At 44.5% G+C, this 21,912-nt stretch carries 19 protein-coding genes; 7 read left to right on the top strand and 12 right to left on the bottom strand.

Annotation, left to right across the window (positions count from 1 at the left end):
* Positions 1-2: 2 nt before the first annotated feature.
* The 7 genes from JMX63_RS01855 to JMX63_RS01825 form a co-directional block, all read right to left on the bottom strand.
* Positions 3-884, bottom strand: coding sequence for an N-acetylmuramoyl-L-alanine amidase (locus JMX63_RS01855; RefSeq protein ID WP_101205116.1), 882 nt, complete (start codon positions 882-884; stop codon positions 3-5).
* 86 nt (positions 885-970) lie between these two features.
* Positions 971-2,323, bottom strand: a complete 1,353-nt coding sequence (locus JMX63_RS01850) for an APC family permease (protein ID WP_101205115.1) — start codon at positions 2,321-2,323, stop codon at positions 971-973.
* Between the two features lie 157 nt (positions 2,324-2,480).
* On the bottom strand, positions 2,481-3,260 hold the full coding sequence (locus tag JMX63_RS01845; protein ID WP_101205114.1) for an MOSC domain-containing protein: 780 nt from the start codon (positions 3,258-3,260) through the stop codon (positions 2,481-2,483).
* Positions 3,261-3,474: 214 nt separating this feature from the next.
* Positions 3,475-3,888 (bottom strand): ribosome silencing factor, encoded by a 414-nt coding sequence (gene rsfS, locus JMX63_RS01840; protein ID WP_057758112.1) that lies wholly within the window; start codon positions 3,886-3,888, stop codon positions 3,475-3,477.
* 131 nt (positions 3,889-4,019) lie between these two features.
* Entirely contained in the window at positions 4,020-4,997 is a 978-nt protein-coding gene (locus JMX63_RS01835; protein WP_101205112.1) for a nicotinate-nicotinamide nucleotide adenylyltransferase, read from the bottom strand.
* A 220-nt stretch (positions 4,998-5,217) separates the two neighbouring features.
* On the bottom strand, positions 5,218-7,365 hold the full coding sequence (gene pta, locus JMX63_RS01830) for a phosphate acetyltransferase (protein WP_101205111.1): 2,148 nt from the start codon (positions 7,363-7,365) through the stop codon (positions 5,218-5,220).
* Between the two features lie 153 nt (positions 7,366-7,518).
* Positions 7,519-8,751 (bottom strand): acetate/propionate family kinase, encoded by a 1,233-nt coding sequence (locus JMX63_RS01825; protein ID WP_101205110.1) that lies wholly within the window; start codon positions 8,749-8,751, stop codon positions 7,519-7,521.
* A gap of 804 nt (positions 8,752-9,555) precedes the next feature.
* On the opposite strand from JMX63_RS01825, the gene lptM reads away from it, so the two are divergent.
* The 4 genes from lptM (at position 9,556) to JMX63_RS01805 (ending at position 13,714) form a co-directional block, all read left to right on the top strand.
* Positions 9,556-9,870, top strand: coding sequence for an LPS translocon maturation chaperone LptM (gene lptM, locus JMX63_RS01820; RefSeq protein WP_101205109.1), 315 nt, complete (start codon positions 9,556-9,558; stop codon positions 9,868-9,870).
* Between the two features lie 328 nt (positions 9,871-10,198).
* Positions 10,199-11,428 carry a diaminopimelate decarboxylase gene (lysA, locus tag JMX63_RS01815; RefSeq protein WP_198551530.1) on the top strand — a complete coding sequence of 410 codons (1,230 nt, stop codon included), beginning with the start codon at positions 10,199-10,201 and terminating at the stop codon, positions 11,426-11,428.
* Positions 11,429-11,757: 329 nt separating this feature from the next.
* Positions 11,758-12,645, top strand: a complete 888-nt coding sequence (gene dapF / locus JMX63_RS01810; protein ID WP_101205107.1) for a diaminopimelate epimerase — start codon at positions 11,758-11,760, stop codon at positions 12,643-12,645.
* Positions 12,646-12,691: 46 nt separating this feature from the next.
* Positions 12,692-13,714 (top strand): tyrosine recombinase XerC, encoded by a 1,023-nt coding sequence (locus tag JMX63_RS01805; RefSeq protein WP_101205106.1) that lies wholly within the window; start codon positions 12,692-12,694, stop codon positions 13,712-13,714.
* Between the two features lie 33 nt (positions 13,715-13,747).
* On the opposite strand, the gene JMX63_RS01800 is transcribed toward JMX63_RS01805, so the two are convergent.
* Positions 13,748-14,617 carry a nitrilase-related carbon-nitrogen hydrolase gene (locus JMX63_RS01800; RefSeq protein WP_201570484.1) on the bottom strand — a complete coding sequence of 290 codons (870 nt, stop codon included), beginning with the start codon at positions 14,615-14,617 and terminating at the stop codon, positions 13,748-13,750.
* Positions 14,618-14,900: 283 nt separating this feature from the next.
* Between JMX63_RS01800 and rpoN the strand changes: the two genes are divergently transcribed.
* On the top strand, positions 14,901-16,550 hold the full coding sequence (rpoN, locus tag JMX63_RS01795) for an RNA polymerase factor sigma-54 (protein ID WP_101205104.1): 1,650 nt from the start codon (positions 14,901-14,903) through the stop codon (positions 16,548-16,550).
* Between the two features lie 359 nt (positions 16,551-16,909).
* Positions 16,910-17,290 carry a ribosome hibernation-promoting factor, HPF/YfiA family gene (gene hpf / locus JMX63_RS01790; protein WP_101205103.1) on the top strand — a complete coding sequence of 127 codons (381 nt, stop codon included), beginning with the start codon at positions 16,910-16,912 and terminating at the stop codon, positions 17,288-17,290.
* 208 nt (positions 17,291-17,498) lie between these two features.
* Here the strand turns inward: hpf and thiS are convergent, their stop codons facing one another.
* The 4 genes from thiS to JMX63_RS01770 form a co-directional block, all read right to left on the bottom strand.
* Positions 17,499-17,699, bottom strand: a complete 201-nt coding sequence (gene thiS / locus JMX63_RS01785; RefSeq protein ID WP_101205102.1) for a sulfur carrier protein ThiS — start codon at positions 17,697-17,699, stop codon at positions 17,499-17,501.
* A 127-nt stretch (positions 17,700-17,826) separates the two neighbouring features.
* A complete protein-coding gene (locus tag JMX63_RS01780) occupies positions 17,827-18,201 on the bottom strand; it encodes a DUF423 domain-containing protein (RefSeq protein WP_101205101.1) in 375 nt (124 codons plus the stop codon).
* A 24-nt stretch (positions 18,202-18,225) separates the two neighbouring features.
* A complete protein-coding gene (gene rpoH, locus JMX63_RS01775; protein ID WP_197099889.1) occupies positions 18,226-19,089 on the bottom strand; it encodes an RNA polymerase sigma factor RpoH in 864 nt (287 codons plus the stop codon).
* A gap of 240 nt (positions 19,090-19,329) precedes the next feature.
* Positions 19,330-19,785 (bottom strand): sulfurtransferase TusA family protein, encoded by a 456-nt coding sequence (locus tag JMX63_RS01770; RefSeq protein ID WP_201570482.1) that lies wholly within the window; start codon positions 19,783-19,785, stop codon positions 19,330-19,332.
* Positions 19,786-20,323: 538 nt separating this feature from the next.
* Between JMX63_RS01770 and JMX63_RS01765 the strand changes: the two genes are divergently transcribed.
* On the top strand, positions 20,324-21,895 hold the full coding sequence (locus JMX63_RS01765; RefSeq protein WP_227673207.1) for a M48 family metalloprotease: 1,572 nt from the start codon (positions 20,324-20,326) through the stop codon (positions 21,893-21,895).
* Positions 21,896-21,912 lie beyond the last annotated feature (17 nt).

Below are 21,912 nucleotides of genomic sequence, written 5' to 3'. Positions count from 1 at the left end.
CTTCAATAAAAATCATCCCGACCAGCATACTTTTTATTTAGTGCCTGCAATATCGCATAGGTCTCGCTATCCATATTCCCCGTTGGTTGCTGCGCTCTAAAGTGCAGCTGAAACGCATAGACGACATCGCGACTGGCCTTGTCCCACGTATCGGTATCGTTGATTTGATAGCCATATTTGCGAAACGCTTGCTTGATCTCAGGTATCGTGGCCGATGCAAATCCATCTTGGTTCATAAAGAACTGCTTATCAAACTCATCATACCAAGCGCCGATACCGTAATCGAAATATAGCCGCTCCCACGGGAACTTTGCACCGGGGTCTATCTTGCGCGAGGGTGCCATATCGGAGTGACCGATGATATTCTTTGGTGAGATGTCATAGCGCGTGGCGATATCCTGCACCAGTTGTGCGACTTTTTTAATCTGCAATTCATCAAATGCCACATAATGCTCATAAGGATGATAATCAAGCGTGCCATTTTTTAGTGCGTCTCGATATTCAGGCTTGATGCCACTATTGACGATCTCGATACCGATAGAGGTATCGTTTAATATCGTCCGTCCTGCAAAGCCGCCATCACCTGCATGCCATGCGCGCTCGCTCTCTGGCACTAAGTTATAGATTTTATTGTCGTCGTTGTCTAATACTAGATAGTGCGCGCTCACATTGCCCGTGGTCAATGTCTTTATCGAGCGCTCATTATCAGAGACCGTATAGTGCAGGACGATGGTTTTAATGCGCTCGCTTTTGCCAGTCGCTTGGTAGCTATCGCTGTCGATGACATAACGCGGCGCTGACGTTGTTACGCAGCCAACGAGCAATAGCATGGAGCATGATACTAGTACTGATGCCAATGCCATCGAGGAAATATTTTTTGCCATGAAATGCTCTATATAGGAAGAGTTGCGGTTATAGCTTCGTTTGCGTTTGATGTTTATTGTGCACAACTAGCAAATGCTATTTATGTTCAATTAACATTAGGATTGACTGCGATTTTTTTATAACCAATTGCCCCAAGCAGAATAAAGAATCCCAGCAAGACATAAGCATTGAATGACAGCGCCGCTGGTGAAAATGGTAGTAGCAATAGCGATATAAAGACCACACTGATTAATACAGAGAGATAATTTAGCAAGCCTGCCTGTTTCTTTTTTCGCTCATTGATGAGGTCGGCGGTCGTGACATAAGCAAAGCCAACGGTGATGCCCAAGGACGCCATTGTCACGATATCGAGTAGATAATTTCTACCTAGCCAAGGAGAGAGTAGGCACACCAAACATATCAATATAACGGTCTTTTGCTTACTAAATTGGTTGTGTTTATCCGTAAATACACTGGGCAATAATGACGTATCGCCCATAGACTCTAAGAGCTTAACCGATGACAATATAAAGCCATTGATACCGCTCATTATCGAGCCAATCATAGCGATCGATAGCAGCCAAATGCCGATGCTACCAATCCGATTGTCTATGCCTTCACCTGTCGCCCAATGGCTGTCTTTAATCGCTTGATAGTCAAAGCTCATGTTTAGCGCGGTAAAGTAGTTGATTAAAAAGTAAAACAACACACCAGCGATGAGTGAAACTAGGATAATACTTTTGGTCTTGGTTTTTGAATCACTAATCGCTTTTGAAATCTGCGGTGTGGTCTCAAAACCAACATACGCCCACGGCATAACGGCCAAGATAGGTAACCATGCCAGACTGGTAATAGAGCCGCTAGACATATCAGTTGGCAAAAATGCTTGGTTCGTTGGTGTCATCCAAAGTGAGGCAAAAAACAGCGCGGTGACTGATAGAATCATAAAGAGGGCGATATAGAGTTGGATTTTTGCGCCGACTCGTACACCTTTTAGATTGATATAACTGAATAAAATAATAGCCGCGCTGCATAAGAACACTTCACTGGCGTAGACTTCCCAACCAGCAATCGTATACAGATAGCCTAATTGTAAGCCGCTAGGTAACAGATAGCGCAGTAGCAAAGCGACGGCTGATATATTGAGCGCGATAATAGAGATATAGCCTATCGTGACGCCCCAACCATAGATATAGGCATGCTTGCGATTGATGTATTTTTCAATCCAATAGATACCGCCTGACTCGTTTTCTGGCGTTTGAGTCAGCAAATTAATATAGGCACGCGCAACCATATAGATGGCTAAAGTACCGATAATAATAGCAACAGAAGAGCCTAATAGCTGTGACTGTGGCAAAAACAAATCGCCTGGCATGACATAAGCGCCCCAGCCGATGATCGCACCAACGCTAATCGCTATCGCTTGTAGGTAGCTGATACTTCCTGTCTGTTCACTCATGGAGTGCTCCTTCACGATCAAAGATGTAGAAGGAGAGAGTGTTTATTATGGAACTGACATAGAACATGAAAAACCTTGTGACGCCATTACGCAGGGTAGTGGCTATCTTTTATAAATAGAAAAGTCATATTAAAGGTTTTTGTTGAGTGTTACCTTTTCAATCCTGTTGGATTTTTTTAGCCAGAACCTTTTTCCAACTGTCCTCTAAACAGTCAATCGCGAGCCACGGTTCAATAGTATCTGCATCATATTTCTCTTTAGAATTGGCCAATTGCCATAACGTCTTTAATGTCGCAAACGGATAAGGGCGCTCAATCAAATATACGGGTAAATCAGCTTCTATAATGCCATCACGGACGACTTGGAAATACCAGCCAGAGATACCTTGCTTGCTGACCCATGCCGCGATATTTGGTACTTTGGTAAATTGGCCAATTTGGTCGTTGATTTTGTAGCAGGGGCGTCGCGGTTGGACGATACGTAACTGAACGCTAGCATCATCATTACTAATGTCTTGACCGTTTCCAGAATGCCCACCATATTGAAAAACATCGCCAATACAAACCATAGATTCGGTCATTTCAGGCAGACCATTGATAGCTTCAGTCGTAAGGTTTTCTCCTAGCGTACCGACGCGAACCTTTAAACTGAATTCTGCATTGATTCTTTCATATGTTGCAGGCGCTAGCTGATGCACGGCTTTGAGTGGGCCACCATGATGCTTGCGGTCAGCCTGTTCATCAGTGGTTAAGCCCATAAAGTTGACGGCGACAGGAGATTTGATAGGTGCTTTATCAATGGCGCTCATTTCTTCACGGGCGAATGGCATAGATTTGCCAGCGCGGACACAAGTGAGGGTAGCGATATGTAGGGGCAAGTCTTGGTTAAAGTCTGTTGAAGTTTGCCCAGGTGATAACGTGTTCGATTCTGCGCTCATAAAGTTTCCTAATAAGTAGAATGAATAGGCGAAGGCGGCTTAATTTTAGTGGTCAATAAATACTAATATGAAATGAGCTTATCTGTACTCAATGATGTATCTGATTATACTGGTTCATCACCATAAAATTTACATAAAAAAAGACCAGAATAAGTATTCTGGTCTTTTTGATGGAGCGTTTCTTAATCTTGAACGAATATCGTCACTGACAAGCTTATTTGTTTTTGTTACGACGACCCGCAGTTTTCTTTTCGCGAGGGGTAGCAACTAGCTCAGCCAACTGCTCAGGTGATGACCATAGGCCTTCTAAGTCATAAAACTCACGTGCTTGCGGCGTCATCATGTGGACGACAACTGCGCCCAAATCAATCAACGTCCAGTCAGAGTCGATGCCACCTTCACGGCCAAGTGGCATAAAACCAGCTTGCTTAGCTTCAGCGCCGACGCTATCAGCCATCGCACGTACATGACGCTTTGAGGTACCATCAGCGATGATGATGCGCTCTGTTACGTCAGTCAACTCTTCTACATTCATTACAGTGATGTTCTTTGCTTTCATATCATCTAGAGCGCTTTGTACTAGGGTCAAGCATTCTGTTAGGCGTTCTGCAGTCATGGTGTTGGTCATAAATTTTAATCTCTTGAATCGTAAATATGTAAAATAAAGGGGTAAAACGTCAATTTGTCTTATCCGACTGATCATATGTTGTCAGTCACGCATAGAGACAGGATAGGCAAAATGACATAGATAAGGCGATTTTAACGGAATTGAGCAGCAGAATATAGCTGATGGGCGATAATATATTGATAAACAGCAGGATTTAGCCATTTAGCTAATGGATTAGATTCAGTATTGCTAATGATATCATTTATTGATGCTATAGATGCGATTTGCCGTTGAGCGACTGGCATTTTATTTGTTAGATCGTCTAGTTTCTGTAGTTGTTCACGTATTTGTGTGCTTGATACCGCAGTAATAGGTCGCGCATCTATATAAATGCGTCCTTGATTCGCGTTTTTCAAGTCAGAGCTGTTTAAGTCAGTGCTAGTCGGATCAGTGTTATTTGGATTAGTACTATTTGAGTTTAAGCTATCTGACGAGCGCTGAATGGTTGGAGTTAACAGCTCGATAGGTGAGTCTGTTATATGAGGTTGCAACGACAACGGCAATTGCGATTGTAGAGTAGCAATATCTTCCGTAGTCGCTGTATTATTTTTAGAAGAGATAGTGCGGTCAGTAAATTTTTCGCTAATACCATCACTCACATCGGTACTGCTCTGACGATTAAACACCCATAAATTGACATGGTCAGTGAGACGCAAGCCATCTTTCCATTTATCTAAACTATGGGCGCTGTCCATACCCATGATAAATATCAAACTGTCATTAGGATATTGTTGTCTTAATGTGCGTACACTGTCGATCGTATAGACAGGCGGCGCTTGCCACAGCTCCAGCTCATTAATCTGTATCGGTGTATTCTCTGTCGCCAGCTTTAACATCGCCAAGCGATGATTAGGGTCTGTACTTTGGGTCTTAAATGGCGAGCGCGCATTGGGTAATAAAGACACATGCAGCGTGCGCTGTAGCTGCGTTGCAATTGGTAGTAGGTGTTGATAGACCGACATCGCTACTTCTAGATGTCCATTATGTACGGGATCGAACGAGCCACCAAGGTAGGCACGAATGGCAGGTGGAGGTGTTTTTTCTTGTGGGCTGTTGCTCGTATTTGGCATAAATAAATGTGTAAAAGTAGATAGGGCGCACGTAAACTTTCATGCACCTTGCTCTTTTACTGTCTGGCCTTTTTAGGTTAAATGATTTGATGATAGCGCTATTGTAGAGGGCAGACGAGCATCTGTCACCATTGTCTGTCACCAAAGCACCAATAAAAAGCCGACCATCATAATGATAGTCGGCTTTGTATAGAACTTTAATTAGCGAGCCTTACAGCGATTAAATCAAATCGCTATACGCTTGGATAGCAGTTAACGCGATGGTATAGACGATATCGTCGACCAAGGCACCGCGTGATAAATCATTCACGGGTTTATTCAAGCCCTGTAGCATAGGGCCAACACTGACGACGTTGGCACTACGCTGTACCGCTTTATACGTCGTGTTACCAGTATTGAGGTCAGGGAAGATAAAGACGTTGGCTTGTCCAGCGACGGGTGAGTCAGGCGCTTTTTGCTTACCGACGCTCATGACAGACGCCGCATCATACTGTAGTGGGCCGTCGACCTTGAGGTCTGGTGCGCGCTCGCGAACGATTTGTGTGGCACGGGCGACTTTTTCGACATCTGCGCCTGCGCCTGATGAGCCAGTAGAATAGCTGATCATTGCAACTTTTGGATCGATACCAAAGGCAGCAGCAGACTGTGCTGATTGAATGGCAATCTCTGCAAGCTCTTCAGCGTTAGGATCTGGGTTGATCGCACAGTCACCATAGACGACCACTTGCTCAGGTAGCAGCATAAAGAATACTGACGACACGAGTGAGTACTGCGGCGCGGTCTTGATCAACTGGAATGCTGGGCGTACCGTATTGGCAGTGGTATGAATCGCACCTGAGACCAGACCATCTACTTCGTCTAGTTGGAGCATAATAGTACCTAAATAGACCGTATCTTTTAGGTATTCAGCAGCGACTTCTGCAGTGGTTTTGCCTTTACGGCGCTCTACGACAGCGGCGATATATTTGCTCATATCGAGGTTATCAGGATCGATAATTTCCAACCCTTCAGGTAGTGTTAGATCACGGTTTTTGGCCACTTGCTCAACGTCACTACGCTTAGCAAGTAGTACGCAGTTGGCGATACCGCGACTCTGACAGATACAGGCCGCTTCGACCGTACGTGGTTCTGCGCCTTCTGGCAATACAATACGTTTCTTAGCGTGTTGTGATTTTTTGACCAATTGATGGCGAAATGCTGATGGCGACAGACGCGGTTCATGATTGCGGCTGAAGTATTCTTTAATCCAGCTCAGATCCAAATGCGCCGCCACATAACGAGCCACTTCATCAGCACGTTCTGTATCATCACTTGGAATCTCAGAACTCATATGCATGAGACTCTGTACCGTCTCGTAGCTGTCGCTTTCGACACTCATGACTGGTATGCCAGTTTTGAGTGCTGATTGCCAAAGCTCAGCAACTGTATCGCTTGGGGTGATGCCACCTGTTAACACTAGACCTGCCAATGGAATCCCATTGATACAGGCCAATCCAGCAGCCAACAGCAAGTCATCACGGTCGCCGGGCACGACCATTAACGTACCACGCTTAAAGACTTCGTTGACGCGCGCCACTGAACGAGCAGTTAGACTAATACGATTGATACGACGTGTCTTTGCTTCGCCAACATTTAGCCAAGTCGCATCAAGCTCCGTTGCGATATCCCACGTGCGTGGCACAGATAGGGAATCACTAAAAGGCACTACCCCGATAAGACGGAATACTTCGGTATTAAACGAAGGCGATAGACGCTGAACCTCTTGCAGGAAGTTCGGATCTAAGCTGACAACGGCCTCACCCGGCGCGACAGGTTGATTATCAAAGGTGTTCGGTACGTCTTGTACTCGCATCAATATCACGCCTAGCGTCCGTGAATCAATGACCCCGCCAAACTCACGGGCATGGACATCCAGTTTGTCTGCTAAATAGGCAGGCTTACTGATATCAGCGGTACTGACAAATATAATCTTGGCGTCTAGCGCGTGAGCAAGTGCACGGTTAATTTGTGAAGCATAAGAGGTCTCAGTAGTTGGCACCAGACCTTCACAGATAATCACGTCATGACCATCATCGATCGTATGGAAATTGGCAATCACTTCTTCCATCAAGTCATCGAGATTGTCATCGCCTAGCATACGCTCAACGTGTTGACGGCTGATAGAGTCAGGCGGATTTAGGCCAAATGCGTGCATGGTCAATGCGCTTGAGCTGTCTAAACTGTGTTGTTTGTCTAGCGTATCATCTTGCAAAAACGGCTTCATAAAGCCCGCTTTGATACCGTTGTAATCAAAGGCACGGATTAGCCCTAGCGCGGCTGATGTCACACCGATACCGCGACTAATGGGAACAAGTAAAATGGTTTGCATAATGTGTCCTACAATTTATTTTATTTTAGACGTCGAGTCATTTTGAGCAGCATGAGAAACGCAGTATAAAAATGCCAAGCGCTTTATCTTGTTCGTTCTCAGCTTTTTATAAGCGTCTCGCAAGATAAGCGCTAGGCATTATAATCAATCGTCTTATACTAATTTCAATGCTTGACGAGTCTCTTGAGCGATACGGTATTCTTCATCTGTAGGAATGACCCACAGCTCGACACTGCTACCTTCTGCTTGGAAGCTGCCTTCTTGGCCACCATACAATCCAGCGTTCTTTTCAGCGTCCATTTTGATACCGAAATGACGCATGACGGCTAAAATGCTTGCGCGCGTGGTGACAGAGTTTTCGCCGATACCACCTGTGAATACAATACCGGTGAATTCAGGCAGTGCACAGCTTAAGCTGGCGAGGTATTTACCAGCACGGTAGCAGAACATCTCGATGGCGAGCTGCGCATCTTTATGACCTTCGCTCGCAGCTTGCTCAATAGTACGCAAATCATTTGATAGACCAGAGATACCAAGCAGACCACTTTCACTATTTAGCATCTTATCCGTCTCTTCTAGACTAATACCGAGCTGACGTTTCAGATGCATATGTAAGCTTGGATCGACATCGCCGCTACGTGTGCCCATCATCAGTCCCTCAAGCGGGGTCAGACCCATGCTGGTATCGAGACTTTTTCCATCATATACGGCAGTTGCTGAGCAACCATTGCCTAGATGCGCGGTAATCCAACCATGAGGACCTTTCGCTTCAGTGATTTTGCTAGAACGTTCTGAGACATAAGCATGAGACGTACCATGGAAGCCATAACGACGGATTTTGTGCTCTTCGTATAGATATTTTGGCAACGCATAGCGAAAGGCAACGGGTGGCATGGTTTGGTGAAAGGCGGTATCAAATACCACAACTTGTGGAATGTCAGGGTAAATAGCTTGAACCGCTTCAATACCCAAAGCATTGGCAGGGTTATGTAGTGGAGCCAATATCTTTAGACGTTTCACTTCCTCTAACGCATGCTGATCAACGCGAACGGCTTGAGAGTATTCACGGCCGCCATGTACCACACGGTGCCCGACTGCGATGAAATGATATTGCTCTAATAGCTCTAGGATTTTTTGCAGGGCAAGTTTGTGACTACCACCAGGGATAGAAATCTCTAACTTATCGCCATTTAGCGTGGTGTGTTTGATACGGGCTGTATCGAGACCTAAGTTTTCAGCAAGACCGGTGATACGAGTAGAATTGTCATCGCTAATCAACGCGTATTTGATAGAAGACGAACCGCAGTTGAGGACTAAAGTGGGGCTGGTTAGGGTTGATGTTTCACTGTTCTTATCATCAAAAGTGGTACTTAGGTTGGCGCTCATACTCTATCCTTAGATTGGTTTTTATAAAGGGCAAATTAATTATATCGTTCGTTCGATACAAAAAAGACGTCTATTGCCACGTCCTGTTTTATTATCATCAAATGCTACATCGCTGATATCTCAGTGCTGTAGTAAAGGTCACTGAGATGTGATGTCATTATTATATGGAATTGATGAAGTCGATAACCGCCGAGTAAATAAAAATCAGCCATATCTATGCTGATAATATCAAGCAAATATATTGGCGATTTTGTTTATACTTGGGCTACTGTTTCTGACAGTGCTATGCATCCATGCTCATGAGGTAATGCGTATGCATCTCAGGCTAGCATCCTATTGCCGCCGCAAACTGGGAATATAATGTAACACATTTTTGTTTCTACACCACGACAGGGGCAAGGTTTAAAATGTGTGATTAATAAATGGCTAAATGTAAAATAAATCAATTATATTCAATGAGTTGTAGAATTATAAATGGATAACTTGTATGGGCGGCATAACAGGGCTATTGCTCACGAAATTGTAAGAAATATTGTCGAGATACCTATATGTCATACATTCATATCTAAGCTCGCAGACGATATTACTATAAAAATTCGACTAATGTTTTAGAAAATATCCAACATCACGCAAATTTATTCACCAATCATATTCAGTATCCGTACAGCTTTATGTAATAATGTTATGATGAAAATGGTCATAACGGCAGTGCTTTCGCTGTCGGTTTGGTTGTCCATTTAGTTTTTATTTATCACGATTTACTATCGCCCTTATGCCGTCGTAAGCTCACAGGTTATCTATTATATGTCTACTATACACAGCCCCTCAGCAGTCAAGCATGCTAGCTCGTTCGCTCGTACCAGTCGTCAGGCTGTCGCCACTTTATTTATTGGCAGTGCGGTTATGCTAGGATTGTCAGGCTGCGGGCAAAAAGGCGATCTATATCTGGCAGACTCTAGTAGTCAAACGATAGAGGGCAGTGTGTCTGTACTGGATAGTACTAGCCATCCACAAGATGCAGCCTTTGCAGGCATCGACGATGATAACTATCAAAAAAACCGCTACCTAGAAGAGCAAATGGTGCTACCTGAGCCTAGTACTGATCCCAACGACTATTAATTGCTAAGCTATTAATTACTAGGCTAATAATCGTTAAGCTGAGCCAATGGATAGCGGTTAGGTGCTTGTTAATTAACAGTTTCACTAACTGTCGATTCTTTACTGCCTGATTGACTAAATAGCTTTGCTACCTAAATTTAATTTTCACCCTTGATAATCTGATTATATTAGAGATGTTTATATGAGTCATTCTGAACTACCTGCTGACTTGACCGATTCTGCTACTGGCGAATCCGTTACTATCCAAACTGAGCAAGGGTTGTATGTTGACCCGAAAGCGTTGAGTGCTCACTTGCCAGCGCTAAGCTATCGCGGCGATGCATTGAATATGGAGCAGGTCAGTATTGATGAGCTAGCAAAACAATATGGCACACCATGCTACGTGTATTCACAGCAAGCAATATTGGACGTTTATCAAGCTTATACCGATAGCTTTGCCAGTCTGAATCATCAAGTATGCTATGCCGTAAAAGCAAACTCTAACCTTGCCGTGCTTGGTGTCTTGGCACAGGCAGGTGCTGGGTTTGATATTGTCTCTCGCGGTGAGCTAATGCGCGTGTTGGCGGCAGATGGCGCAGCATCACGTGTAGTATTCTCAGGCGTTGGCAAAACGTATAGTGATATCGAATATGCGCTGACTCAAGGTATTGGCTGCTTCAATGTCGAGTCTATCAGCGAGCTGACTTTAATCAATGAAGTGGCAAAGTCACTCGATAAGCCTGCGCCAATCTCGTTACGCGTTAACCCTAACGTCGATGCCAAAACCCATCCATATATCTCAACAGGTCTCAAAGACAACAAGTTCGGTATCACTCACGAAGACGCATTAGCGGTTTATCAGCAAGCGGCTGATTTATCACATATAGACATCGTTGGTATTGATTGTCATATCGGCTCGCAGTTGACTGAGGTAGAGCCATTTGTTGCAGCATTAGATAAAGTGATTGAGCTGATACATAGCCTGCGTGACGCTGGTATTGAGTTACAGCATATCGATTTGGGCGGTGGTTTGGGTGTGCGCTATATTGATGAGACGCCTGTGTCTATCGATGAGTTTGCCCAAGCATTATTGCCAAAACTTAGCGAGCTTGGTTTGACCGTGTTCTTTGAGCCAGGTCGTAGTATCGTTGCCAATGCTGGCGTGCTATTGACTCAAGTTGACGTACTCAAGCCGACTGAGCATAAGAACTTTGCTATTGTTGATGCCGCTATGAATGACTTGATTCGTCCTGCTTTATATCAAGCTGAGATGGCGGTGATTCCAAGTGTATTGCCTAGCGATGGTATCGATACGGATGGCACGCAGCCATGGGACATCGTTGGCGCTATTTGTGAAACGGGTGACTTCTTGGCAAAAGACCGCCTACTGTCATTGGCCACAGGCGATGTATTGGCCATCACGGGTGCAGGTGCTTACGGCTTTACCATGAGTAGTAATTACAACTCACGCCCACGTGCTAGCGAAGTGATGGTGTCTGGTGATAGTCATCAGCTAATCCGCAAGCGCGAAACGATTGAATCATTATATGAAAATGAAACATTGTGGCAGGCGCAGTAAGGTTATTAAAGACGAGCCAAAACTATCGCCGTATTTGATGATTGAAGAGAACCCATTGTGATAATGACAATGGGTTTTTTTATGACTGGATTTTGAGGGAAGTGCTTTTTAATTAAAGCTGATTCTTAATTGAAGGCATGCCTTTAGTTGAAGGCAACACCATTCACAAAAATTAGAGTAGCAAGGAAAACGAGTGCAAGTACTACTCACTGTAGACTAAACAAGTTTGACACCGCTAATCGTATTTTTGGGGATTGGTATTATTATGATTGTATCTGACAGCGTGCTAATATAAGGCATACATAAAAATAGGATAGGACATCAAAGATATGCTAATAGAGTTTACTAAAATGCATGGGTTGGGTAATGATTTCATGGTCATTGATTTAGTGACCCAGCGCTTAGATTTGACCAAGGGTTTGGTGCAGTTATTGGGCGACCGTCACCTAGGCATTGGTTTTGATCAGCTGCTCGTAGTCGAGCCACCGATGCGTCCTGATGTCGATTTCAGTTATCGTATTTTTAATACTGATGGTACCGAAGTCGAACAGTGCGGCAATGGCGCGCGTTGTTTTGCGCGTTTTGTGCAGGCACGTAAACTGTCATTTAAGCAGCGTCTACGCGTTGAGACGGCTAGCGGTATTATTTCTCTGACCACTGATCGCTACGGTTGGGTAGATGTCGATATGGGCAAGCCTAAATTTGAGCCAGATGAGATTCCGTTTAGCCCAAGAGCGACGACCAAAATCCAAAACACCTATCATCTTGATGTAAATGGTACACCGGTACAGCTGTACGTTGCCAATATGGGTAACCCGCACGCTGTGATAAAAGTCGATGACGTACTTGATGCTGAGGTTGAGACTTTAGGCAAAGCAATTGAATCGCATCCTGCCTTCCCAGACCGCGTCAATGTGGGCTTTATGCAAGTGATGAATCAGCGACACATTCGTCTACGTGTGTACGAGCGCGGTGTGGGTGAGACCCAAGCTTGTGGTACCGGCGCGTGTGCAGCAGTAGCCGTTGGTATACGTGAAGGCTGGCTTGATGAGGGTGAGGAAGTTCGCGCACAGCTATATGGTGGCAGTATGATTATCAAGTGGCAGCCAGGCTATTCAGTTACGATGACGGGTCCGACCGCTTTTGTCTATGAAGGCGTATTTAGTCCAGATGGCCTGATGGCACAAGCAGGTCTTAAACCCAATGCTGAAGGCTGATAACTGTTGTTAGGCCAATCGTATAAATGCCAAGGATGGTTCTAATATGTTTATGTCTACCAATAAAAACATTCAGGCAGCGAGCTCAGCACCTTGGCTATCTACTGAGCTGGCTGCCACTATAGAGTCGGACGCTGCATTACGAGAGTTGCTCGCACCTGTGCATCGTTGGCTCAATACATTGTCTGTGCGCAACCATTCGCCGCATACTCTGACCGCTTATTTCGCTGGTTTGAATCAACTGGCGTTATTTTTGCGTGGTAAGCGTCTAACGTGGACACGCTGTGATAAACGGCAACTTGCCCAGCACATCAGTCAACGTCTTGATGAAGATAAGTTGGCGCTTGCCAGTGTCCAGCAAGAGTTGTCTGCGATTCGGCATTTTTATGGTTGGATGATTGAAGAAAAGCTAGCACGTATCAACCCAACCACTGGCTATCAGCTGAAGCGTAGCCCTAGACCGCTGCCTTCTATCGCTGATGTCGATTTGCTGACTCAGCTACTCGATCAAGAGATCCCTGATACACCAGAGCAAGCGCGCTTATGGTTACGTGATAAAGCTATGTTCGAATTGCTCTATAGTAGTGGCTTGCGAGTTGGCGAGTTGGTTGCACTCGATATGGCAGATGTAGATTTGTCTGACTTACGGGTACGAGTCACAGGTAAAGGAAATAAAACACGGCTAGTACCATTAGGGATAAAGGCCGCAGAAGCGATTAGTCGCTACCTACCGCATCGTAACCTTTGGGTAGAGCAGATGGATTGCGCATTGTTCATCAGTGAAAAACTCGGCACCAGATTATCAACACGGGCAGTGCAACAGCGCTTAAAAGTCGCTGCTACCCGCGCAGGTATCGCCCAAAACATGTATCCTCATCTACTGCGTCATTGTTTTGCATCACATATGCTGTCAGGCAGTGGTGACTTGCGCGCTGTACAAGAGATGCTCGGGCATAGTGATATTAGCACCACGCAAATTTATACCCACGTCGATTTTGCAAAATTAACGCAGGTTTATGATCGCGCCCATCCACGAGCAACTCATGCTCAAAATGAAGAATTGTCCTAGCAATTAGGCACGAAATCCACTGTATTTCACAATCTACGCCAAACGATGGCAATCAAAGATAGGCAGTTTTTGGCGGCCTTGCTCTTGCGCTTGCTTGTCTAATGACGCCATGACGATGGCATATTGTTTATCCAACTTGCTATCGTCATAGCTTGCGATAACAGTACTATCAAACGCTGTAATGGCTGCATGTCCCCATGTCTGACGGGTACTACCATCTTTATAGAGATGATCGCCACCTTGTGCTGCGCCAATGACCATACATTGACTGTCTAGAGCACGAGCACGTAACAACAACGACCAGTGCGCTTGCCCAGTCAAGTACGTAAAGGCAGAAGGTGCACTCAACAGTTCAGCACCGGCTTGTCGTAGACGCTGCGCCAATGCTGGGAAGCGCAAATCAAAACATACCATCATGCCGAGTTGATAGACTGTATTGCCTACTGCTAATGGTGCAATTACGGTCTGCGTACCCGGCTCAAAGGTCGCCGCTTCGTTATAGCTGCCATGCTTATCGGCCACAGTTGCGGTAAACAGATGAATCTTGTCGTAACGTGCGACGCGAGTGCCATCTGGTGCAAACAGCTGGCTCACTTGGCGCAATCTACCATCAGGAACGACAGTACCATCAGGACGATAATGGCAGGGTAACGAGCCTGCTAGTACATGGATACCAGCAATGCGGGCGTAATCTGCTATCGTCGCTGATAAGTCATCAAAACGCTCGGCAGTAGCAGATTGCTGTCCCATACTACAACAGTTCTCAGGCAATACAACAAGCTCAACACCTTGAGCTTGTGCATCTGTGATGGCTGCTTTGATATCTGCTAAATTATCCTCAACATTCTGCTGACTGTTCATTTGAATAGCAGCGACGTTAAGTTGATGGTTACTTGAATTCATGACAATATTCCTATTGGGTGTGAGCTGTATTGGTCATTCACCGTAATTTATTATAATATTTTCGCGGTAATGAGCAGACTGCTCGTATTTATGGGTTGCTCATCCTTGCCAAGATGTTAGTTTACTAGCGATAGCAAACCAAACGTATCCGGACAAAACATAAATTATCATAGCAAAATTGTGGCAAAAAATGCTATCGTCATGTCCTGATAAGATTTATGTCGTTACCTTTACTGACAGAATAAACACAATATCACTAAGATCGGAGTGCAATAAGCCGCCCATGAGTATGTCGTTCGGATTGGCGACCACGCTGAGCAACTCACAAAAGCTAACCCCGCAAATGCAGCAAGCCATAAAATTGCTGCAGCTCTCTAGTCTTGAGCTCGCACAAGAGGTTCAGGCAAAGCTAGATAGTAATCCATTACTTGAACGTATCGAAAACGATGACGAATACGACAGTGGTGACGATGAAATAGAGGAGTGGAGCGAGCCGTTGACGCTTGATAGCTGGAATCAAAGTAGCAGTGACTCATTTGACTCAGTACCTACTACCAGTACAGAGTACAGTGGCGATAGCTTCAGTGATAGTTTGGATAAATTACAACAGCCTAATATCGATGATAGTGCAATAGATGTAGATAGCTACGGCAGTTCTGATGCCGATAGCTTTGATATAAGTAGCTTTGAAACGGATAACTATGCCTCCACCGCCACGGGCTCTGGCAATAGTAGGGGTGATGAAGATTTCGATAGTTACCAAGGCGGTACATCGTCTACCATTCAAGATCATGTGCGCTGGCAGCTGAACTTTAAGCGTTTATCAGAGGCCGATACGCTGATTGCAGAATATTTAATAGACTCCATGGATGATATGGGCTTTATTCGAATTGATATAGATGAGCTACTGCAGAGCTTTGATACGATGGCAAGTTTCTATCAATGGGATGAGCGCGTTGAAAAAGAAGAAGTCTTAACTGTATTACGTATTATCCAGTCCTGTGATCCAGTTGGTGTGGGGGCGCGTCATTTAAGCGAGTGCTTATCGATTCAGCTATCTAAGTTAGATGCCCGCACCGAATACCTACAAGAAGCCCAAGCGCTGCTATCAGCGAGCGAGCATTTAGTCAGTAATAATATTAAAGCACTGACTGAACGCACAGGGCTTGCACCAGAATACATCACACCTGCACTTACGCTACTACGTACCTTGAACGCTTCGCCAGGGCTGCTGTTTCAGTCTAGCCAGCCTGACTATGCCCAGTCGCCTGAGAGCTACGATATTCCAGATGTGTTGGTCACACCTGTTAGGAATAATAAGGCGACAAGTAACTCTGAAGCTGAAGAGGATGGTTGGTATGTACGCCTCAATCCAGACACCTTACCAAAACTACGCGTAAACCAAGAATATGCCAATTTGGTCAAGCGTGGCGATGACAGCCCTGACAATCAATATCTGCGCGAAAACCTCACCGATGCTCGATTGTTTATTCGTAGTATCGAAGAGCGCAATCAAAACCTACTCAAAGTAGCGACTAGCATTGTACGCTATCAACAAGAGTTCCTGCAGCATGGTGCAACCGCCATGCAACCCCTAATATTAAAGGCAATTGCTGAAGAAGTTGACTTGCATGAGTCGACAGTCTCACGCCTTACCACCAGTAAAACCATCTTGACGCCGCAAGGATTGTTTTCTTTGAAACACTTCTTCTCATCTCACGTAAGTAGTGCTGATGGAGATATCTCATCGACCGCTATCAGTGCCATGATTAAAAAGCTCATCGCTGACGAAGATCCCAAAAAACCATTGTCAGATAGTCGTATCAAAGATGAGCTGTTAGCAGATGGTATCGATATAGCCAGAAGAACCGTCGCTAAATATCGTGAAGCAATGAATATTGGCTCGTCTACTCAGCGCAAACAGAAATACTAATTGTCTAAGCTCATCTTTCTATAAGGTTAATGGCTACCTGTCTGTATAGTATAAAACAGATATAAAAAATAAAATTTTTTGATTATATAGAAACCAAGTAGAAATAATAGGTATTGTTACACTTAATTACAATTTAATGGCTTGCTACTGGGCGATTTTCATGACAAATTAGAGTCATACCAACAACGAAAACCAAGTGCCGATTTATAGTATTTATTTACAACTAATAAAGGAGACGATAAAAGGATACGTCGACACATTACTAGAGGCATTGGGATAGTTAGTGGTAAGGCAGGATGATAAGAGCAAGAATGCTACCTCATCTGTTGATTGTAAGTTACAAATAAAAGGACAACAATATGAATGTTTCTATCAGTGGTCATCATATCAGCGTTACCGAAGCTATGGACACGGCAGTACGCGAGAAGCTTGAAAAAGTAGAGCGTCACTTCGATCAGATACAAAGTATTCAAGTGATTTTATCGTTAGACAATAGCGGTGCTAGCGCTGGCGGTAAAAAGAGCCATAAAGCTGAAGCAATTATGCGTGTCTCGGGTCAAGAAATGTTTGTCCAAGCGTATGAAGATGATATGTATAAAGCCATTAACGAGATGGCAGACAAGCTAGATAGACAAGTACGTAAGTACAAAACCCGTCAAGAGCGCAAAAAGACTCAGGGTGCAGGACGCGATGGTCGCTATCAGGATCTAACCCCTGCAGAAGCAGTACCAGCAGCATAGTTCGGGTTTAAAACTTTGAACACTATCGTTATAAGCTAGTGAAAGTAGACTAAGAGAATAAAAAATTTATAAGTAGCTACTGCATTAGTTTGTAATTGACGTAAAAAAAGACCTCTAACATGTAATACGTTGAGGTCTTTTTTAGCATTAGTAAACTTAGAATGAAAATGAACTAGCTATCAGCTCAAGCTTATCTATCTAAACATTATTAACCACCGCCGACGGCTTGTACTACTTCGATATTCATACCTTCTACGATACGCAGTTGAGCAAGCTCGCTCTTTGGCGTCAGCTCGCCGTCGACTTCCACAGCGTAACGACCCTGACTAAGGCCAAGCTCATTGATAACCAGTTGCACAGTCTGATGAGTGGTTTGCAAGCTTTTACCATTGACACTAATGGTGCTCATATTAAATACTCCCTACTAAATTAAAATTCCTGTGTATCCGCTATTCACTACGTATCTTTTGTTTTGTTACTGATAATTCATTGCGGCTAATGTAAAGAGCTAAAAATCACAATTACTATCGAGTAGCTCAGCTAACTGAGTCTTTCAATCGAAAGGCGGAAACGGCCAGCCATAGCCAACCTACAATCATAAGAACACCGCCAATAGGCGTAATCGCACCGAACCAACGCGGTGCACCAAGCGTCATTGCATACAAACTACAAGCAAAAATGATAATGCCAATTTGTAGTAACCAAGCGGTCGTCTGAGTAATATATTTCAAACGAATCAGTAAGCCCACAAGCAATAATCCAAGCGCATGTACAAAAAGATATAGCGTTGCCGTATGCCACCACTCGAGTTGTTGAGTGCTGACACGACCTTCTAGACCATGAGCACCAAACGCGCCCAGAGCAACAGCAATTGCCATATTAATTGCTGCAATACCGATCCAATTTAACATTGAACAACTCGTATCATCTTAAGGCTACTGAATATCATCTGGCAAAATCACACTATCAATGGTCATCGCATCACGAATCTTGTCCATGGCATTTTTCTCAATCTGACGGACTCGCTCAGCTGAGATAGAGTAAACCGCAGCTAACTCATGCAAAGTGGATTTTTGCTCAGATAACCAACGCTGTTCGACAATATCACGCGAACGATCATCTAAGGTACCCATAGCAGCGATAAGTGCTGACGAGTTGTTTTCTTCCCAATCTGCTTCCTCTAACTGCTCAGCTGGGTCGATACCGTCTTCCAAAAATAGCTGAGGGGCATAGCGACCATCATCATCGTCGCTTGACTGCGCCTCGAACGAAGCGTCATAAGAAGTTAGACGTGATTCCATCTCTAACACTTGCTTGCGTGTGACATTCAAGTCATTAGCGATAGCGTCCGCTTCTTCTAGTGTCAGCTGATTATTGGTCTTCTTAAGGCTACGGAGGTTAAAGAACAGTTTACGATGAGCCTTGGTAGTCGCAACTTTCACAATACGCCAGTTGCGAATCACAAACTCATGAATTTCAGCTTTAATCCAATGTACGGCAAAGGATACCAAACGTACGCCTTTATTCGGGTCAAAACGTTTAACTGCTTTCATTAATCCTAAGTTACCTTCTTGGATTAAATCTGCTTGCGGCAATCCATAGCCCGAGTAACTACGCGCGATATGAATCACAAAACGTAGATGCGACATCACCAGTAGACGAGCGGCTTCGACATCACCTTCATCATAATAGCGATGCGCCAGCTCTTGCTCTTGTACTGGTGTCAAAATAGGGATCTGATGGACAGTATTGATATACGCACCCAAATTTACCCCTGGCGCTGACAGGTGAGTTGGCATAGCTGGTACTAAGTCGCGCGTACTGGTATTGCCCAATGTACTCGCATCATAAGGTGGTCGCTGAGCCGCGGCCTTTAATGCAGCATCGCGTGCATCATTTTTTATAGGAGCTGAGCCATCTTTTTTATTTGTATTTACAGCATCAGTAGAAGTATTAGCCATATTCTTGACCTTGGTTAAATAGTTAAGCAAATAGTCAGATAAAAATCTTTATGATTTAATTGTAAAGGATAGCAGCGCTTAGTTGCTATCAGTTTTGGTAATGATGAAGTGATATATTGTAGCGAAACGCTGTAATGATGTGCCATCAACTGACGAGTGGTCAGTAACTTCATTGACCACTAGCTTTAAATAATCTGCCGACTGTGATTGCTGACTTTGTCTACAAAACGCTGTGATATCAGCTTGCGAGTTAGGGTCGGTTGCAACCACATACAGTGATTCGCCAACTGTTACGTCACGTAATGCGACCTTAGTTTTTAACAATGGCATCGGGCATGCAAGACCGCGTCCATCAACGAAACCTTTTATATTTAGTTCAGATTGCGCTGTAGCTACATTATCTGAGTTATGACTTTCAATCGGTAGCAGCTCTAGTAAACCCGCAATATCGTTCTGCTGTGCAGCAGTTAAATTCGCTGATAACTGTATAGAATGCGATACACGTTCGATGACTAATTCACTAGCAGCGGGCATAACTTAAACCTTGTAGATATCTATATTTTAATTTGTTCTATTAGCAATAGGCTTTGATATTGAGTACGAACATAATCCATCAATCATAGATTATGAGGTCGGCATCACAGTCATCTAAACCTACTATCATTGTTGCTTATTATACCAAATAGACAATGTATAGTTGCAGTTGAATATAATCAACGCTGCGTTCGGTTCACTAGAATCATATAACCAAGAGTTGCCCGATTAGCAAATGCCCGATTAATAGTTATACGCTTGAGATTTACTGCACAAATAATAGCCCAATGAATAATTACACAGCCATGTTGCGCAATCGTGACGGGTGGCTAAGTTATTGGTAGTTAAGTGCATTGTAGAATTGACCTTGGATAAACAAGCTCGTATAGTCGAAAAGACGTCGTCAATTATGTTATAGGATATGCACTTGTACCATGCTAATAGAACGAAGCGACCTGACAGCAATAACTCTTTAGTAGCCACAAATTCTGCAGGCTTGCCACTTATATTGTCTAAGCAAAAAGGTAAACGTCATTTTATGAGTGTAGCTTTGCCAAATAGTATCAAGGTAGGGTTGTCAATGATGCTACTAGCCATGGCTAGTGGTGCGCATAGTCGTGAGAGTCAAACGCTGCCATTGGCTGATAGCTCGTGGCAAGTCACAGATCCGCAAACACTAGAGCTACCAAATCTGCGCGGGCAAGGCTTGAGCTTTGCTGAGCAATATCAGAATAAAATGCTTGGCGAGTGGTCATTACAGAATATCAATGGCCGTGTCAGAATGGAACATGATCCTTGGGTACAAGAAACGATAAAAGACATGACGTGGCGTCTCAATGCCCAAGCTCGTCAGCAAGCACCACTTGGCGTCGTTATCATTGATAACCCCAGTATCAATGCCTTTGCAGCGCCTGGCGGCGTAATCGGTATCAATACTGGAACGATACTGTCAGCTAGTAGCATGGATGAGCTGGCGAGCGTCGTCGCGCATGAAGTCGCACATATCAGTCAACGGCACTACGAAAGCGGCGCTGACGAACGTAAAAAAGCCTTGCTGATGCAGCTAGGCGGTATGCTAGCTGCGATTGCTGCCTCAGCTGTCGATGGTGATGCAGCTGCGGCTGTGATGATGGGCAGTCAGACAGCTTCTATGAATAGCAGTATGGCCTTTAGCCGTAGTAATGAACGCGAGGCTGACCGAGTTGGGATGCAGATTATGACCCAAGCGGGTTATGATCCTCGGGCGATGCCACGGTTCTTTGCCACGATGAATCAACAGAGTCAGTTGAACCAAGTTGAGAATCAATTTTTACCGAGCTTTGTACGCTCACATCCTCTGAGTAACGAGCGGTTGAGCGAGTCACAAAGTCGCGCTCAGCAGTATCCATCGCTCTCATTGAGCCAGCAGCAGCGCCATCAAGCATTGTTTGATTTACTGTATTGGCGTGTGCAAGTGACTGGTAAACATGCATCCGAAGTCACACTGACAACGGCCGCTAAGAACAGTCTTGGAGCCAAACTTGCGCTAATGCATTGGTATGGAGAGCAGCAGCGTTTTACAGATGCTAATAAGGTATTGGCTGAGATAAATGCGTTATCAAATACGCAGCGTCAAAATTTAGAGCCTCTATTGTCGATTACCCACAGTCAGCTACTAAGTGAACAAGGTAAGTGGCAACAAACCGTAGATGTCTTAGAGAGCCAACAGCGCCTATATCCTGAGCGCCGCGATTTACGTCTTTATCTAGCCGAAGCGCTGACTAATAGTAATCAACCGATAAAAGCCCAAGCGCTGTTGAAGCCACTAACAGAACAGCAGCCAAGCGACCGTTATGCATGGCAAAGCTTGCAACTCGCCAATGAAAAACTTGCTAAGACCACCACCTCATCACAGTTAGCCAATATCGCGACGATTAATGCGTTGCGCTATCGCAGTTATGATCAGCTATGGAATGGGCGTTATGAGAGTGCGCTGACCTCTTTGACGCAAGCCAAACAGTTGACGGAAAACCTGCAAACCACGGAACAAGCCAATAGTGCGCGTCCGTTATTGGCCAATATTAATGCAGAACTCAAAGCAATAAAAACCGCCAAAGACTTTAAGCCTTAGGCGGTTATTTGTACAGA

Source organism: Psychrobacter nivimaris (genome assembly GCF_904846365.1).
Classification (GTDB): Bacteria; Pseudomonadota; Gammaproteobacteria; order Pseudomonadales; family Moraxellaceae; genus Psychrobacter; species Psychrobacter nivimaris_B.
Note: the sequence above shows the minus strand (reverse complement) of the source record. Positions and strands in the feature narration are given on the sequence as shown.